General features: G+C 32.4%; 19 protein-coding genes. 1 reads left to right on the top strand and 18 read right to left on the bottom strand.

Annotation, left to right across the window (positions count from 1 at the left end):
• Positions 1 to 63: 63 nt before the first annotated feature.
• The 6 genes from aroB to ACY3JM_RS05620 all read right to left on the bottom strand — a co-directional run bounded on the left by aroB (position 64) and on the right by ACY3JM_RS05620 (position 5,366).
• The gene (aroB, locus tag ACY3JM_RS05645) at positions 64 to 1,137 is read right to left on the bottom strand and encodes a 3-dehydroquinate synthase (RefSeq protein ID WP_463082169.1); all 1,074 of its coding nucleotides are present in this window, start codon (positions 1,135 to 1,137) and stop codon (positions 64 to 66) included.
• Positions 1,125 to 2,291: a chorismate synthase gene (gene aroC, locus ACY3JM_RS05640; RefSeq protein ID WP_463082170.1), complete on the bottom strand. Its 1,167-nt coding sequence runs from the start codon at positions 2,289 to 2,291 to the stop codon at positions 1,125 to 1,127. Before aroC ends, aroB begins: the two co-directional genes overlap by 13 nt.
• Positions 2,279 to 3,118, bottom strand: a complete 840-nt coding sequence (gene aroE / locus ACY3JM_RS05635) for a shikimate dehydrogenase (RefSeq protein WP_463082171.1) — start codon at positions 3,116 to 3,118, stop codon at positions 2,279 to 2,281. Before aroE ends, aroC begins: the two co-directional genes overlap by 13 nt.
• 86 nt (positions 3,119 to 3,204) lie before the next feature.
• Positions 3,205 to 3,933: an amino acid ABC transporter ATP-binding protein gene (locus ACY3JM_RS05630; RefSeq protein ID WP_463082172.1), complete on the bottom strand. Its 729-nt coding sequence runs from the start codon at positions 3,931 to 3,933 to the stop codon at positions 3,205 to 3,207.
• Positions 3,926 to 4,582 carry an amino acid ABC transporter permease gene (locus ACY3JM_RS05625; RefSeq protein WP_463082173.1) on the bottom strand — a complete coding sequence of 219 codons (657 nt, stop codon included), beginning with the start codon at positions 4,580 to 4,582 and terminating at the stop codon, positions 3,926 to 3,928. The genes ACY3JM_RS05630 and ACY3JM_RS05625 overlap by 8 nt, the downstream gene beginning before the upstream one ends.
• A gap of 10 nt (positions 4,583 to 4,592) precedes the next feature.
• Positions 4,593 to 5,366, bottom strand: coding sequence for a basic amino acid ABC transporter substrate-binding protein (locus tag ACY3JM_RS05620; RefSeq protein WP_463082174.1), 774 nt, complete (start codon positions 5,364 to 5,366; stop codon positions 4,593 to 4,595).
• Between the two features lie 89 nt (positions 5,367 to 5,455).
• Between ACY3JM_RS05620 and hslO the strand changes: the two genes are divergently transcribed.
• Complete coding sequence (hslO, locus tag ACY3JM_RS05615) at positions 5,456 to 6,343, top strand: Hsp33 family molecular chaperone HslO (RefSeq protein WP_463082175.1); 888 nt, start codon at positions 5,456 to 5,458, stop codon at positions 6,341 to 6,343.
• 42 nt (positions 6,344 to 6,385) lie between these two features.
• On the opposite strand, the gene ald is transcribed toward hslO, so the two are convergent.
• From ald to accB, 12 genes are read right to left on the bottom strand one after another with little or no spacing between them, the layout of a single operon-like run.
• Positions 6,386 to 7,501 carry an alanine dehydrogenase gene (gene ald, locus ACY3JM_RS05610; protein WP_463082176.1) on the bottom strand — a complete coding sequence of 372 codons (1,116 nt, stop codon included), beginning with the start codon at positions 7,499 to 7,501 and terminating at the stop codon, positions 6,386 to 6,388.
• A 25-nt stretch (positions 7,502 to 7,526) separates the two neighbouring features.
• A complete protein-coding gene (locus ACY3JM_RS05605) occupies positions 7,527 to 8,057 on the bottom strand; it encodes an NUDIX hydrolase (RefSeq protein WP_463082177.1) in 531 nt (176 codons plus the stop codon).
• Complete coding sequence (gene recN / locus ACY3JM_RS05600; protein ID WP_463082178.1) at positions 8,050 to 9,804, bottom strand: DNA repair protein RecN; 1,755 nt, start codon at positions 9,802 to 9,804, stop codon at positions 8,050 to 8,052. Before recN ends, ACY3JM_RS05605 begins: the two co-directional genes overlap by 8 nt.
• A gap of 7 nt (positions 9,805 to 9,811) precedes the next feature.
• On the bottom strand, positions 9,812 to 10,603 hold the full coding sequence (locus ACY3JM_RS05595) for an NAD(+)/NADH kinase (protein WP_463082179.1): 792 nt from the start codon (positions 10,601 to 10,603) through the stop codon (positions 9,812 to 9,814).
• A complete protein-coding gene (locus tag ACY3JM_RS05590) occupies positions 10,579 to 11,403 on the bottom strand; it encodes a TlyA family RNA methyltransferase (RefSeq protein ID WP_463082180.1) in 825 nt (274 codons plus the stop codon). Before ACY3JM_RS05590 ends, ACY3JM_RS05595 begins: the two co-directional genes overlap by 25 nt.
• Positions 11,400 to 13,262, bottom strand: a complete 1,863-nt coding sequence (gene dxs, locus ACY3JM_RS05585) for a 1-deoxy-D-xylulose-5-phosphate synthase (RefSeq protein WP_463082181.1) — start codon at positions 13,260 to 13,262, stop codon at positions 11,400 to 11,402. The genes ACY3JM_RS05590 and dxs overlap by 4 nt, the downstream gene beginning before the upstream one ends.
• The gene (gene nusB, locus ACY3JM_RS05580) at positions 13,243 to 13,677 is read right to left on the bottom strand and encodes a transcription antitermination factor NusB (protein WP_463082182.1); all 435 of its coding nucleotides are present in this window, start codon (positions 13,675 to 13,677) and stop codon (positions 13,243 to 13,245) included. Before nusB ends, dxs begins: the two co-directional genes overlap by 20 nt.
• A 2-nt stretch (positions 13,678 to 13,679) precedes the next feature.
• Complete coding sequence (locus ACY3JM_RS05575; RefSeq protein WP_463082183.1) at positions 13,680 to 13,895, bottom strand: DUF2273 domain-containing protein; 216 nt, start codon at positions 13,893 to 13,895, stop codon at positions 13,680 to 13,682.
• Positions 13,896 to 14,429 carry an Asp23/Gls24 family envelope stress response protein gene (locus ACY3JM_RS05570; RefSeq protein ID WP_463082184.1) on the bottom strand — a complete coding sequence of 178 codons (534 nt, stop codon included), beginning with the start codon at positions 14,427 to 14,429 and terminating at the stop codon, positions 13,896 to 13,898.
• Positions 14,426 to 14,791 carry an Asp23/Gls24 family envelope stress response protein gene (locus tag ACY3JM_RS05565; RefSeq protein ID WP_463082185.1) on the bottom strand — a complete coding sequence of 122 codons (366 nt, stop codon included), beginning with the start codon at positions 14,789 to 14,791 and terminating at the stop codon, positions 14,426 to 14,428. The genes ACY3JM_RS05570 and ACY3JM_RS05565 overlap by 4 nt, the downstream gene beginning before the upstream one ends.
• 31 nt (positions 14,792 to 14,822) lie before the next feature.
• A complete protein-coding gene (gene accC, locus ACY3JM_RS05560; protein WP_463082186.1) occupies positions 14,823 to 16,166 on the bottom strand; it encodes an acetyl-CoA carboxylase biotin carboxylase subunit in 1,344 nt (447 codons plus the stop codon).
• Positions 16,159 to 16,602: an acetyl-CoA carboxylase biotin carboxyl carrier protein gene (accB, locus tag ACY3JM_RS05555; protein ID WP_463082187.1), complete on the bottom strand. Its 444-nt coding sequence runs from the start codon at positions 16,600 to 16,602 to the stop codon at positions 16,159 to 16,161. The genes accC and accB overlap by 8 nt, the downstream gene beginning before the upstream one ends.
• Positions 16,603 to 16,632 lie beyond the last annotated feature (30 nt).

Genomic DNA, 16,632 nt, shown 5'->3' with positions numbered 1-16,632 from the left:
CTTTCCTCCTTTAACAAGATTATAATTTAATATAAAAAAGATAAGTTCTTAAACTCATAAAACTCAGATTCCATAACTATCACCCTCTTTCATAACCCTTAGTATATCTTCTTCTTTTAAATAATCTATGATCTTTACCTCTCCGATCTTTTCAGGTAATATAAATCTTAATTTGCCTTTGAAAGCTTTCTTATCTCGCTGTATAAATGGAATAAGTTCTTCAAATTTATAGGGGTTATTCACTACAAACCCAAAATTTAATAAAAGTCTTTTTAACCTTTCATACACTGAGAAATCACACATCTTCAGTTTATACGCCAACTGGGTTGCTAATATCATACCAATAGCTACTGCTTCTCCATGCAAATACTTTTTATATTTACTTTTTGCCTCAATTGCATGGCCAAATGTATGTCCAAAGTTTAAGATCATTCTTAAAGATGATTCTTTTTCGTCCCTTTCAACCACGTATTTTTTACATTCAAGACTTTTCTTTATAATCCATATTAATTTTTCTTTATTTCGATTTTTAATATCTAAATAATTTCTCTCCAAATATTCAAAAAGCTCATAATCCATAACTAATCCATATTTAACAATCTCTGCTATACCACTTATATATTCCCTTTGTGGAAGGGTTTCTAAGGTTTTAACATCAATAACAACAGCTCTTGGATGATAGAAGGTACCCACTAAATTCTTTCCTTCTGGTATATTTATCCCTGTCTTCCCTCCTATGGAGCTGTCAACTTGTGCAAGTAAAGTAGTAGGTATTTGTATATAATCAATACCTCTCATATAAATGGAAGATACAAATCCTGTTAAATCCCCAATAACACCACCACCAAAAGCTAATAAAACACTCTTTCTGTCAGCACCTAAATTAGCCATATTTCTAACAATTCTAATTACTTCTTTAAAGGATTTACTTTTTTCTCCTTCAGGAACAAATATATATGAATCTTCCTTTATATTTACGAAATCATTTTTGTAATAATTAATTAAAAATTTATGAGATATAACAAAATATGAGGAGTATGGCAAAATTAATTCATTAATCTTTTCCTTTAATATATCATCACCAATATATATTGGATATTCTCTTTTATCTGGCAAATAAATCCTTAACTCTTCCATCCCAACCTCTTATATACATAATTTTTATAATTTTCATAAGACAATTTAATCTCCTCTATATGATCTCCAGAAAATTTCTTAAGGAGTTCATCTGCAATTATCCAAGCCATCATTGCTTCACCTACAACTCCTGCAGATGTAACTACACAAACATCACTTCTTTCATAGTATCCTTCCGTTATCCTCTTTTCTTTTATATCAAAAGTTTTTAATGGTTTTCTCAAAGTTGGTATTGGTTTTACTGCAGCTCTAATCATTATTATTTCTCCGTTTGACATACCACCTTCTATTCCCCCTGCATAATTTGTTTTTCTCAACTTTGTACTTTCATTAATAAATTCATCATGAACTCTAGAACCCTTTTCTCTACTTGATAAAAAGGCCTCTCCAATTTCTACTCCCTTCACTGAGGGAATGCTCATAACTGCATATGCCAACAATGCATCAAGTCTTCTATCCCAATGAACATGACTTCCTATCCCAATAGGGACATTTTTTGCAAGTAAAATAAATCTTCCACCAAGAGTATCTCCCGTTTCCTTTGCTTCATCTATTAACTTTCTTGCTTGTTCTTCTAATTCATCGTCAATCATTCTAAGCTCTGAGTTTTCTACTTTATTTTTAATATAATCCCAAGAAAAGTTATTAATATCAAATCTACTTTCAATATTACCTATCCCTTCAACAAAACTTATTATATCTATATCAAATTCTCTCAATATACATTTAGCTACAGCTCCTACTGCAACCCTTGCAGATGTTTCCCTTGCACTTGCCCTTTCTAAAATATTCCTTATATCATCAAAATGATACTTTACAACTCCAGCAAAATCGGCATGGCCTGCCCTTGGTTTTGTTACAGGAACATAATCGTAAATTTCTTCAGGATCCATAACATTTTTCCAATTTTCCCAGTCCTTATTCTTTATTAAAAACCCTATAGGTGACCCTAAGGTATATCCACCTCTTATTCCTGAAATGATTTCCACCATATCTTTTTCGATTTCCATCCTCTTTCCTCTTCCATATCCTTTTTGCCTTCTATGAAGCTCCTTATCTATATCTTCTTTGTTTATCTTAATCCCTGCAGGAACTCCTTCTATTATTACTAATAAACCCTTTCCGTGAGACTCACCAGCTGTTAAGAAGCGCATATTATTTTTTCTGCCTCCTCCCTCATAATATTCACAGGTCCCATAAATCCAAACCATCTCTCCCAAGAAAATGCCGCCTGATATATGAGCATATCAAGACCATTTTTATAAGGAATATTATTTTCTTTTGCCATCATCAAAAGAGGCGTCAAAGGTGGGTTATATATAAGATCATAAACAAAAACAGCCTTATCTAAAGATGAATCCCAAGGATTACTCTTACTATCAAGTCCTAATGATGTAGTATTTATAAGTACAAATTTATCTTTAACTTTCTCCTTCTCTTCCCAAGGTAATAATTTAATAGCAATACCCTTATTATTCCATATTTCTTCTGCTAATTTTTCTGCCCTTTCATAAGTTCTATTTGTTAAAAAAATCTCCCTTACTCCATACTCAACTAATGCATATAAAACTGCTCTACATGCTCCTCCTGCTCCTAATACTAAATAAATTATGTCCTGAGGAAGATTTAATTCCCTTAATGTATATAAAAAACCTGGTAAATCTGTATTATCACCCAACCAACAATTTCTTTTATCTCTATAGATAGTATTCACTGCCCCTAGCATTTTGGATGTGGGTGAAAGATCATCTAAGAATTCTATAACCTTCTCTTTGAAAGGTACAGTTACATTAAGTCCCCAAATAGGTAAATACTTTAATCCTAAAAATGCTTGGTTAAAATTCTCGGGTAAAATGGGTATATTTAAGTAAATAGCATCAATACCTGATGCCTGAAAAGAGGCATTGTGTATATAAAAAGATATAGAATGCCCTAATGGGTATCCAATAAGTCCTAATAATCTTGTCGATGAGGAAATCAAAGAAAATAATTCACCCCTCTTTCCACTATTTTCTCCCCTTTGAGCTTTTTAGTTAAAGGATAATTTACCAAAAAAAGCGTATTTTGTCAAACAGAAAGGATTTTACTTAGAAATTCAATGGTTCTCTCCTCCTTAGGGTTTTCAAAAAATTCCTTAGGATTACCTTCTTCTACTATCTGTCCTTGATCTAAAAATATAACTCGATGAGCCACATCCCTAGCAAAACCCATTTCATGAGTAGCAATCATCATAGTCATGCCACCATAAGCAAGTTCCCTTATTACATCTAAAACCTCTTTTGTCATTTCAGGATCTATAGCAGAAGTTGGTTCATCAAAAAGCATTACTTCTGGTTCCATGGCTAATGCTCTAGCAATTGCTATTCTTTGCTGTTGCCCCCCAGAAAGTTGAGATGGATAACTATTAGCTTTATCCTGAAGCCCTACTCTTTTCAAGAGTTCATATGCCTTCTCTTTAGCTATTTTAGGATCTATCTTTTTAACTTTTATTGGAGCTAAAGTTATATTTTCAAGAGCTGTAAGATGAGGGAACAAATTAAATAATTGAAAAACCATACCTACTCTTTGTCTTATTTTATTTATATCTACCTTAGGATCCGTGATTTTTACTCCATCTATATATATTTCTCCTTCGGTAGGTTCTTCCAACCTATTTATACATCTTAAAAGTGTGCTTTTACCTCCTCCACTTGGACCAATAATAACTAAAACTTCTCCTTTTTTTACTTCGAGATTTACGCCCTTTAATACATGAAGATTTTTAAATTTCTTATGAAGATTTACAACTTTAATCACCTTTTTTCAACCTCTTTTCCATCCACATTGATAAACGGGTTAAAGGTAAAGTCATAAGAAGATAAATAAGCGTAACTCCTAAAAAGGGACTAAAAACATTTGCTTTCCAAGCAACTATCTCTCTACCAGCCCTTAAAAGCTCAGTAACAGCTAAAGTAGAAGCTAATGAACTTTCCTTTAACATAGAAACAAATTCATTCGTCAAAGGAGGAAGAATTCTTTTAAAAGCTTGCGGCAAAATTACATATCTCATGGCTTGAAAATAGGACATACCTAAGGATCTCGCAGCTTCCATTTGTCCTTTCTCTATAGATTGAATTCCCCCTCTAAAAATTTCTCCTGTATATGCAGCACTATTAATCGATAGACCGACAATAGCAGCAGTAATAGCTCCTAAATTTATACCAAAGGACGGTAAAGCATAATATATGATAAGAAGTTGCATTAATAAGGGTGTACCCCTTATAACTTCTACATATAATGTGGCTGGTATCCTAAAAATATATTTTTTTGAAATTCTTGCAAGCCCAATAAATAACCCCAAAACTACACCAATACCTACAGATATAATCGAGAGGCGCAAAGTCACTAATGCGCCTCTCAATAGATATGGGATACTTTCTATGAAGATATTTATATTAAAATCCAAAATATCACCTCTACTCTATTGGCTCTGTACCAAACCACTTTTTATATATTTCTTTATATTTACCAGTTTTCTTTAAATTAACTAAAATTTCGTTTATTTTCTTCAAAAGATCAGTATCTTCTTTCCTCACAGCAATACCATACTGTTCCTTAGTAAAGGGTTTTCCTACACATTTTAACTTTGGGTTATTCTTTGAATAATAAAGGGATACAGGAAGATCATTTATAACTGCGTCAAGTCTTCCAAGTTCAAGATCCATAAATGCTTCTGGAATTGTTTCATAGCTCCTTATCTCTTTAATCCCTACCTGATCCTTTAACTTTTTAGCACTTATTTCTCCTGTAGTACCTAACTGTACTCCAACTATTTTACCCTTTAAATCCTTCTCACTTCTTATATCTTTATTATCACTCCTTACAACTATAATTTGTCCTGAATCATAATAAGGGATAGAAAAGGATATTTCTTTTTTTCTTTCCTCTGTAATTGTCATTGCAGAAATAATCATATCAAACTTCTTCGCTTTTAATGCAGCTATTATTCCATCAAAAGAAGTATTTATAACTTGTAATCTCACTCCTAAGGCTTTTGCAATTTCATTAGCTATATCTATATCAAAACCTACAGGCTTATCACCTTCCATAAACTCGAAAGGTGCATAAGCCACATCACTACCAACTTTAAGAATACCTGCTTTCTTAATCCTCTCTAAAGCAGAAGCTCCAAATGTTGGTAAACTTAAAACAAATATTAATAGGAATAATATTAACCATAGTTTTCGCATAAATTTTCCTCCTTTTTGAAATTTTTAAAAGTATAAGAATAGATATTCATAAAAGTCAAGTATAATATATGAAGTGGAGGTGAAAAATTATGGATTACCTAATAAGAGGAATCTCTAAAGACAAAAAAATTATTGCTTATGTTGCTAAAACAACAGAACTGGTAGAACAGGCCAGGATTATACATAATGCCTCTCCTACTGCAATAGCAGTTTTAGGAAGAACTCTTACCCTAACAGCTATTATGGGGAAAATGCTTAAGAAAAAAGATGAAAGAATTAGTTTGCAAATTGTAGGGAATGGCCCCTTAGGAAATGTTTTTGCTGATGCTGATGCTAATGGAAATGTAAGAGGGTATATTAAAAAACCTTACATAGATTTGCCACCTACCCCAGAAGGAAAGCTTGATGTAGCTTCTGCAATAGGAAAAGAAGGAGTACTAAGTGTCATAAGAGATTTTGGACTTAAAAAGCCATATCAAGGAATGACACCACTTGTTTCTGGAGGAATAGCAAAAGACTTAGCTTATTATTTTGCTTCCTCTGAGCAACAACCATCAGCTGTTGCTGCAGGGGTTTATGTCAATAAAGAAGGAAAAGTAATTGCGGCTGGAGGTTATATTGTACAGATATTACCAGATTCAGAGGAAGATATTGTAAGTAAGTTAGAAGAAAATATTAATAGATTAAAACCACCAAGTCAAATGATATTAAATGGACTAAATCCAGAAGATATAATTAATAAAATATTTGAAGGATTTGATTTCGACATGTTTAATAGAGAAGAATTGAAATATGCATGTAGGTGTAGTCGAGAAAGAGCTGAGAATACTCTCATAGCTTTAGGATTAAAGGAATTAGAAGAACTACAAAAAAGAAAAGAAGACATAGAAGTGAAATGTGAGTTTTGTGGTAAGAAATATATTTTTCAAAAACATGATATAGAAAAAATTATTCTTGAACTTAAAAACAAAACTTAAAAAACCCCTGGAAAAACCAGGGGTTTTTTATACATTAACTCATTAACTTAGTACGTTTTCTAAAGGAGTGTAAGGCAGGTTAAAAGCGTTAGCAACTGCCTCACAAGTAATTTCCCCTTTTACTATATTTACACCTTTGGCAAGACTTTTGTTCTCTTTCACAGCTCTTTCCCAACCTTTATCAGCAATCTCAATTACATAAGGAAGAGTATTTAGAGTTAAAGCTCTTGTTGCTGTTCTTGGAACAGCTCCAGGCATATTAGCCACACTATAATGTATTACTCCTTCCTCCTCATAAATAGGATTTAAATGGGTTGTTGGTCGTGATGTCTCAGCACAGCCACCTTGATCAATAGCTACATCAACAATAACAGCACCTGTTTTCATTCTCTTTAAAAGATCCCTCGTAATTATTTTGGGGGCTTTTGCCCCTGGTACTAATACTGCTCCAATAAGTAGATCTGCGTATTCTACAGCCATCCTAATATTGTATTCATCAGCTATCATCGTATTCACCTTTCCTTGGAAATAATCGTCTACAAATCTTAATTTTCTTGGATTTATATCCAATAAAGTTACAGATGCACCCATTCCATAAGCTATTCTTGCAGAGTTAAAACCAACAGTTCCTGCACCTATTATAACCACATTGGCAGAAGGAACTCCTGGAACTCCACCTAATAAAATTCCTCTTCCACCAAAAGGTTTCTCTAAATATTTAGCACCTTCTTGGGGAGCCATTCTTCCTGCTATCTCACTCATAGGAGCAAGAAGTGGTAAAAAACCATCCTCTGTTTGTACAGTTTCATAAGCAATGCATATTGCTTTACTTTTAATAAGATTTTTTGTAAGTTCTTCAGATGCTGCTAAATGCAAGTAAGTAAATAAAATTTTTCCTTCAGAAAGAAGAGAGTACTCTTCAGGTAAGGGTTCTTTTACTTTTAAAATTAATTCTGCCTCATAAAACACATCCTCATGTTTTTCTAATATTATTGCTCCTGCCTTTTCATATTCTTCATCTGTAAAACCACTTCCTAATCCTGCACCTTTTTCAATATGTACTTTATGTCCTTTTTTGACCAATGTTTGTACTCCACCAGGAACAATAGCAACACGATTTTCTTCAGGTTTAATCTCCTTAGGAACACCTATAATCATATCTCTCTTAAGCCTCCTTGTTGTCTTATATCTTCTTTGATCTTAAGAAATAATAAATAGCAATTAAGGTTTTAGAATCCTCAAACTTACCACTTTCTAAAGCTTTTATTATCTCATCTGCTGTTAAAGAAATTATTTTTAAAAACTCATCATCATCAGGATTTGTATTTGTCTTCTCAAGATCTGTAGCTTCATATAGATATAACACCTCATCACTTATTCCAGGTGATGGGTAAAAAACATGAATTAACTTTAAATTTTTTGGAATATACCCTATTTCTTCTTCCAGTTCTCTTTTAGCACAATTTATTGGTTCTTCTCCAAAATCAAGTTTTCCGGCTGGAATTTCTAATAAGACTTTTTTAGCTGGAAGTCGATATTGCTCTACAAAAAATACAGATCCATCCCTTGCTATTGGTAATATAGCTACTGCACCCGGATGATGTACTACTTCCCTCTTAGCTAATTTTCCATTTTCAAGTACTACATCGTACTCTTTTACTGTAATTATTCTTCCTTTATAAATTTCCCTTTCATTTATTACTTTCTCATTCAACTTTCATCCCACCTCCTATTTCTCTCAATTTTTCTCTATTTTTAAGTTCTGACGCTTTTACTAAAAGCTCTTTAGCATGCTGTTGACTTACTTCAGAAACTATACTACCTCCTAACATTCTTGATATTTCCATCACTCTGATTTTATCCTCTAACATAGAAACCCTTATTCTTGTTTGATCATTTATAATCTTCTTCTCCACATGGAAATGATAATCAGCCCACGCTGCTATCTGAGGTAAATGTGTCACACAGAAAACTTGTCTCTTCTTAGATATATTCCATAATTTTTGAGCAAGTAGATAAGCCGTTTCCCCTCCAATACCTGTGTCTATTTCATCAAATACCAAAACAGGTGTATTATCCACTTCGTTAAGTATAGTTTTTAAGGCAAGCATTATTCTTGAGAGTTCTCCTCCAGATGCTATATGTCTCAAGGGTTTAAAAGCCTCTCCAGGATTTGGAGAAAGCATAAACTCTACAACTTCTCTTCCTTTTTCTCCCACTTTTACCCCATTAATAAATATAAATCCTCCTGTTGGTTCTTGAAAATCAACCGAAAATCTTGCATGTTCCATTCCTAAATCCTTTAACTCATTTTCTACCTTTCTTACAAAATTATCAACAATCTCTTTCCTCATTTGAGAAAGAACTTCACTTTCGTATAATAGCTTTTCCTCTAATTCCTTTATCTCCTTTTCTATGTTCTCTAAATGGGCTTCCATATTAGATAAAGTGTTAAGTTCTTCTTTAGCTTTTTCTTTATAATCTAAGATTTCCTCAATATTTTTACCATATTTCCTTTTTAATTGAGAGATTCTATAAAGTCTTTCTTCTATATATTCAAGATCATTAGGATCTATCTCTAAATTATCTTTATATCTCATTAAATTATCAACTGCTTCACTAAGATATAATTTAGCATTTTCCAATAGTTCTAATATTCCAGAAATATTTTCATCTATAGAAGAAAGAGCTTTTATACTATTTAATCCTTCTCCAATTAATTCAAAAGCAGAATATCCTTCGTTATTTTCATACAGATATTTTATAGCATCCTCAATTCCATATCTTATTTTTTCAAAATTTTGTAGCTTTTGCCGTTGCTCTAATAGTTCCCCCTCTTCTCCTATTCTCAAATTTGCCTTTTCAATTTCTTCTATCTGAAAAGATAAAAGATCTATTCTTTGCTGTCTCTCTTTTTCCTTTGCATAAATTTCTTCCCTTTCGGAATAAAGACCTTTTAATCTAGAAAACAATTCTTTAACCTTTCCTTTTTGTTTTATCAATGAATCTCCACCTAAGAGATCGAATACTTCCAACTGAAAATCCTTATGAAGAATTTTCTGATGTTCGTGTTGTCCATGTATTTCAAGAATATTCGAGAGTAAACGCTCTAACATTCCTACTGTAACAAGTTCACCATTTACCCTACATTTACTTCTTCCATTTTTATTTAATTCTCTTGATACAAGTAATGTTCCATCCTTCTCTTTTGGAATCTCCCATTCATCCAATAGTCTTTCTGCTTCTTCATTCATAGCAAACATAGCTTCTACTAAACTTCTATTACTTCCTGTTCTAATAATGTCTGTTGATGCTCTTTCTCCAAGCAAAAAGGCTAAAGCATCCACAAGCAGAGATTTACCAGCACCTGTTTCTCCAGTGATTACGTTTAAACCATCATGAAAATCCAGAGTTAGCTCATCTATTATTGCAAAATCCTTAACTCTAAGAGCAAAAAGCATTTCTTATCTACCTCCAATGTAATTTCTTTTTTAATCTATTAATAAAATCCCAACCTGGAAGGAAAATAAGTTTTCCATAAAATTCCGCTTTAGTTATAATAACTTTTTGTCTATTTCCAACAAGATCTACTTTTTTACCATCAACCCAAACTTGCACTTGTAATGACCTTTTTGAAAAACTGATCTGAATTTCCGAATTAATTGGAAAAACAACAGGTTTAGATATAAGAGAATGGGCACATATGGGCAAAAATTCAAAAGCTTCAAGATCAGGAAAAATTATAGGACCACCAGCAGATAAAGCATAAGCTGTAGAACCAGCAGAGGTAGCAATAATTACTCCATCTGCAGGTTGTGTATTTAACAAAGCCCCATTTATTAATAGATTTAAAGATATCAATGGAGTATTCTCAGATTTCAAAAATACAACCTCATTAAAGGCATAATAAATATTATCATCAATTTTTAATTTGATTACAGGATGCTGTTCTATGAAATACTTCTTTTCATCTAAAGAAAATAAAAATTTACCTATATCTTTAAACTCAACAGTAGTTAAGAATCCAAGTCTACCCGTATTTATTCCTGCTATAGGTATACCCTTAGATGCCAACCTCTGTAAGGCATACAAAACAGTACCATCCCCACCAATTGCTATTCCCAAATCCACATCAGTATCATCTATTAAAACCTTATAATTCTTCTTTATTGCCCACTCTTTTATTATTTCTATTCCCTTTTTCGCATCTCTTTTTTTAGGGTTGTAAAATATACCTATTTTTTGGAAAGTAATTTCCAATTTGTAAAAGCCTCCCTTACTATCTCTTTTATCTTATCCATAGACAACTCATCCTTTTCTTGCAAAACAAACAATGTTGGATATTCTATATTTCCTTTTCCTTCCTTGCTATAAAAATACGTAATATTTTTTAAATAAAATCCAAGATCTTTTAAATTATTTTTAATATTTTCTATTACTTTTAAATGGACGTCAATATTCTTTACTATACCCCCCTTATTAACATCCTTTGGTGATGCTTCAAATTGAGGTTTTATCAATGAAATAACCATTCCTTCTTCTTTTAAAAAAGATTTTATAACAGGAAAAATCTTTAATATTGATATAAAGGATATATCTATAGTTATAATATCAACCTTATCGGGAATATCACCTTCTTTTAAATATCTCGCATTTATCCCTTCCATTACTACTACTCTTGTATCCTTTCTTAATTTTTCGTGTAAAACGCCCTTTCCCACATCAACAGCATAAATTTTCTTTACACCTTCTTGTAATAAACAGTCAGTAAACCCACCAGTACTTGCACCTACATCAATAGCTATAAATCCTGTAACATTTATCTTAAATTCATTTAAAGCCTTTTTTAGCTTAAATCCACCCTTACTAACATAGGGAAGAGATTGTTGAATTTCAATGGAAACAAAAGGTGAAAATTTTATATCAGGTTTATCTGCTACCTTGCCGTCTACTTTAACCAGTCCAGCAATAATAGCAGACTTAGCTTTTTCTCTACTTTCAAAAAATCCTTTCTTAACTAATAGAGTATCGAGTCTTTCCTTAGGAGTTTTTTCTTTCAACCTTCCACCCTTGTTTTATCAAGAACCCTTATTACTTCTTTTACCACATGATATTCTTTTAAACCGTATATTTCTTTTAAGATTTCCACATTTCCATGCTCTATGAATTTTTCTGGAAGTGCTATGGGATATACATTTACGTTAAAATGAAACTTAGAAACAAATTCAGAAATTGCACCAAAAAGTCCTCCTGTTACAATGTTTTCCTCTAATGTAAAGATATATTTAAACTTAGAGAATAATTCTTCAAGCAATGGAATATCTAAAGGTTTTAAAAATCTTAAATTGACTACTTTAGCATATATTCCCTTCTCCTTCAAAATATTATGGGCTTCCAAAGCAGTATAGACCATGGAACCTATAGCCAAAAAAAGAACATCCTCACCTTCTTCTAATATCTCAGCTTTACCTATCTCAATCTTACTAGGATTAGAAGGAAGTTTTACTCCGTATCCTTTTCCTTTGGGATATCTTATTGCAAATGGACCAGGATAATTAACTGCTGTATATAATAAATCTCTAAGTTCAGATTCATCCTTTGGAGAAGAAACAACTATATTGGGGATAAGCCTCAAATAAGAGAGATCAAAAATTCCTTGATGAGTAGGTCCATCATCACTAACAAGGCCAGCCCTATCTAATACAAATACTACAGGAAGCTTCTGTAAACAAACATCGTGAATGATCTGGTCAAAGGATCTCTGGAGAAAAGTAGAATATATAGCAACTACAGGTTTTAATCCATTCATAGCAAGTCCTGCTGCAAAGGTCACTGCATGCTGTTCTGCTATTCCAACATCAAAAAATCTTTCTGGAAATCTTTCTGCAAAATAGGAAAGTCCAGTACCATCTGGCATTGCAGCTGTAATGGCTACAATCTTTTCATATTTTTCCCCTAATTCTACCAATGTCTTACCAAAAATCTCTGTGTAGGTAGGTACCTTTTTTTCGCGTTCTTTCCTTGATCCCACACTATGGAACTTGGAAGGTACAGCTTCTGCATCTTTATGGCCAATTCCTTTTTTTGTTGTGACATGTATCAAAACTGGACAAGATAGATTATCTTTTATACCCTTAAATACAGAAATTAAAAGGGGTATATCATGTCCATCAAAGGGGCCAAAATACTTAAAACCTAAATCTTCAAATATGGGATTTTCCAAAAGGAGACTCTTTAAACTTCTCTCCAATTTTAGATCCAAGGATAATAAGGTCTTTCCTAAAGGTAAATTCTTCAAAAAATTCTGGGTTGTCTGCTTAAAAAATCTATAAAGAGGATGTTTCCTTAATTTAGCCAAATAAACTGCCAAAGCTCCTACATTCGGTGAAATAGAATGTTCATTATCATTTAATATAACAATAAGATCTGTATTTAAGAAGCCAATTTGGTTCAATGCCTCCCATGCCATTCCAGAAGTCAAGGCACCATCACCTATCACTGCTACAACTTTATATTTTTTCCCTTTAATATCCCTTGCTTTAGCGAATCCTAAGGCAGCAGATAAGGATGTACCAGCATGTCCTACAGCAAAATGGTCATATTCACTTTCCCAAGGAGCAATATATCCACTGATTCCACCATATTGTCTCAATGTATGAAAATCTTTGGCTCTTCCAGTTACTAATTTATGAGTATATGCCTGATGCCCTACATCCCAAATTATCTTATCCTTTGGTGTATCAAAAACATAATGAAGAGCTAAAGTTAATTCAACAGTTCCTAAATTAGATGCTAAATGACCACCATTATTCTCTACTGTATTAATAATTACTCTCCTAATTTCTTCAGCTAAATTCCTTAGCTCTTCTACAGATAGAGATTTTAAATCATTCGGAGAATTAATTCTCTCTAACAACATTTAAATATTCCTCTCTAATTTTTAAAATCTCATCCCAATTCCTAACTATATTCCTTAAAATACCATTAACAAATCTACCAGCTTCTGGACTGACATATTTTTTAGCCAACTCAACAGCTTCATTAACAGTAACACCAGGTGGAATATCTTCAAAAGCAAACATTTCAGCTATTGCCATTCTTAAAATGTTTCTCTCCAAGCCTCCTATTCTATCTAATCTCCAATTCTTACTAAATTTACTTATAATAGCATCAGCAACATTTCTAAAATAAAGAGTACTTTCATAGAGTTTGTGAGCAAAAGCTTGAGCTTGTAGTGAAAAATCATCAAAATCTACCTCAACATTTTGACCCAATTCTTGCTGGAATAAATACATCAAAACCTTTTCTCTACATCTTGTTCTTTCTTTGCTCATTTTTACCTTCCTATCATAAATATCTCTTTAATTTTTTCTATAAAAAGAAACAATAGATTCTTATCAATTATATTACCAATTAAATACCCTAAAAGTAACATAATGATTAGAAATAAGGTTCTCCAAAAACCAATAGTAAGAATAAGGATTCCTAATATTAAAAATACTAATGAGAAAATAAATCTATATTTATAATTTTTTATCCTTTCAAGATTCATCTACTTACCCCTTTTTGAAGGAACCACATCATCAATTATTACGTTTATTTTTTCTAAGTTCAAAGGTAAAACACTTTCAAAATAAACTTTTAATCTTTGTTGCATCTCATTAACAATTCTTGTTATATCTGCACTAGCAGGAATTTTTATCCTCAAAGTAATATATATTTTATCTTTTATAATTTCAATCTCAGGTCTTATATCTTGAATTTCTGAAAAATATCCAGCTATCTCTCTGATAGAACTTTTAATACCATTAACAGAAATCATTACATCACCTAAACCTGTTCTATTTCCTATAACAACAGAAGTTTTCTCTCTATTTATAATTAAAGCAAAACTTGATGAAAAAGCAAGAACAAAAAGAATTATAAACAAAATAGCAGAAAACAAAAAACCAGGTCCCTTAGCCCAATTTATTATACTTAATGCTAATTCCCATTTAAAAAGTCCAAGGATTAAAATAAGATCAATAAAAGAGAAAATTAACAAAATTATAGAGTAAATAATAATTTCATATCTATTAAGTTTCATTTCTTCTCCTCCTTATCTTTTTTACCTATCAATACTCCTTTTATAATAACATTCACTTCCCTTACATTTAATCCTGTCATACTTTCTATCACTTCCTTAACATGGGATTGAACTTCTCTTGCAACTTCAGGAAAAAAAACATTTTGTTTTACATAAATAGGTATCATTATGTATACATCTTTTTCATATAGATCAATTTTTATGCCCCTTCCAAGAGGTATACCCGATACAAGTTTCATAAATGAAGAAGAAGGCTCTCCTACTTGAGCGACACCTTCTACCTCTTGAGCAGCAATACCCGCTATTACAGAGATAACCCCTTTTGATATATTTACCGTTCCATATGAAAGTTCTTCTTTCATAGCTTATCACCACTCTCTATTTTATCAAAAATTAATCCTCTACTAACACCCTTCTTGATAAAAAGTTAGTAGAATAGTCTCCTTTTATAAATGAACTGTTATTTAGTACTTTTAAATGAAGAGGGATTGTCGTTTTAATTCCTCTCAAAACAAATTCCTCCAAAGCCCTTTTCATCCTTATTATAGCCTCATTTCTATCTTTTCCCCAAGTTATAATCTTTGCCAGTAAAGAATCATAAAAAGGTACCATTTCATAACCTTCATAAAGATGAGTATCAATTCTTACAAAAGGGCCTCCTGGAGGTATATATTTATCTATTTTTCCAGCAGATGGAGCAAAATTATTATCAGGATCCTCAGCATTAATTCTACACTCTATAGCATGTCCTCTTAATGTTACTTCTTTAAAATCTAATTTCTCTCCAGCTGCAATTAGTATTTGCCATTTTACAAGATCAATACCAGTTACCATTTCTGTTACAGTATGTTCTACCTGAATTCTCGTATTTACTTCCATAAAATAAAATCTCCCATCTTTGTCCAAAAGAAATTCAAAGGTTCCAGGACCCACATACCCAACCTTATACGCCCCTCGAATTGCAGCTCTACTCATAGCCTCTCTCAATCTTCTATCTACCACTGGGGAAGGAGATTCCTCAATTAATTTTTGATATCTTCTTTGAATAGTACAATCTCTTTCACCAAGAGAAACAATATTACCATAAGCATCTCCCATTATCTGTATCTCCACATGTCTTGGTTCTTCTATAAACTTTTCAATGTACACGCCAGGATTTCCAAAATTTTTCTCAGCTTCCAATTTAGCAAGTCTTATATTTTTTACCAATTCCTCAGGACTGTATGAAATCCTCATTCCTTTACCGCCACCACCAGCAGTAGCCTTTATAAGAACAGGAAAACCTATCTCTTTAGCAATTTTTACTGCTTGTTTTTCATCCTCAACAAGTCCTTCAGACCCAGGTAACAAAGGAACACCTGCTTCTTTCATTATTTTTTTGGCTCTGGCCTTGTCCCCTAAACTTTCAATAACTTCCTTTTTAGGACCTATAAACACTATACCGTGGTCTTGACAAATTTCAGCAAATCTTGATGATTCTGCTAAAAAACCATATCCTGGATGGATAGCATCAGCATTTGATATTAAAGCGGCACTAATAATGTTTGGAATATTTAAGTAGCTTTGTGAGGCAGGAGGTGGGCCTATACAGATTGCCTCATCTGCCATATATACATGAAGAGATTCTTTATCTGCTTCAGAATATACAGCTACTGTTTTAATGCCTAATTCTTTACAAGCCCTTATAACTCTAACAGCAATTTCGCCTCTATTTGCAATAAGAACTTTCTTAAACATTGCTCTCTGTATCTATTAGAAAAAGTTTTTGTCCAAATTCCACTGCCTGACCATTTTCAACTAATATTTTTTTAACTCTTCCTCTTACATGACTCTTTATCTCATTCATTAATTTCATGGCTTCAATTATACATACTGTTTGTCCTGGCTCTACCAAATCACCTTCTTCAACAAAAGGAGGGGCGCCTGGAGCGGGGGAACGATAAAAAACTCCAACCAAAGGAGCAGTAATATATACACCTTCCTCAGCAACCTCTTTTATGGCTTGTAATTTTTCAACTTGAGATTCTACCTGAGGTGATGAAATAGAAACAACATGATCACCTCTTCTTAAAATCAATTTATTTTCTCCATTTTCTATTATCAATTCTGAAAGATTACTCTTGTTAAATAGACATATTAACTCTTTTAACTCTTCTAAAGACCATTCTTTCATAGTAATACTCCTTTTTATTAAAACTCATTA

The sequence above is a fragment of the Dictyoglomus sp. SSW genome (genome assembly GCF_055181335.1).
Note: the sequence above shows the minus strand (reverse complement) of the source record. Positions and strands in the feature narration are given on the sequence as shown.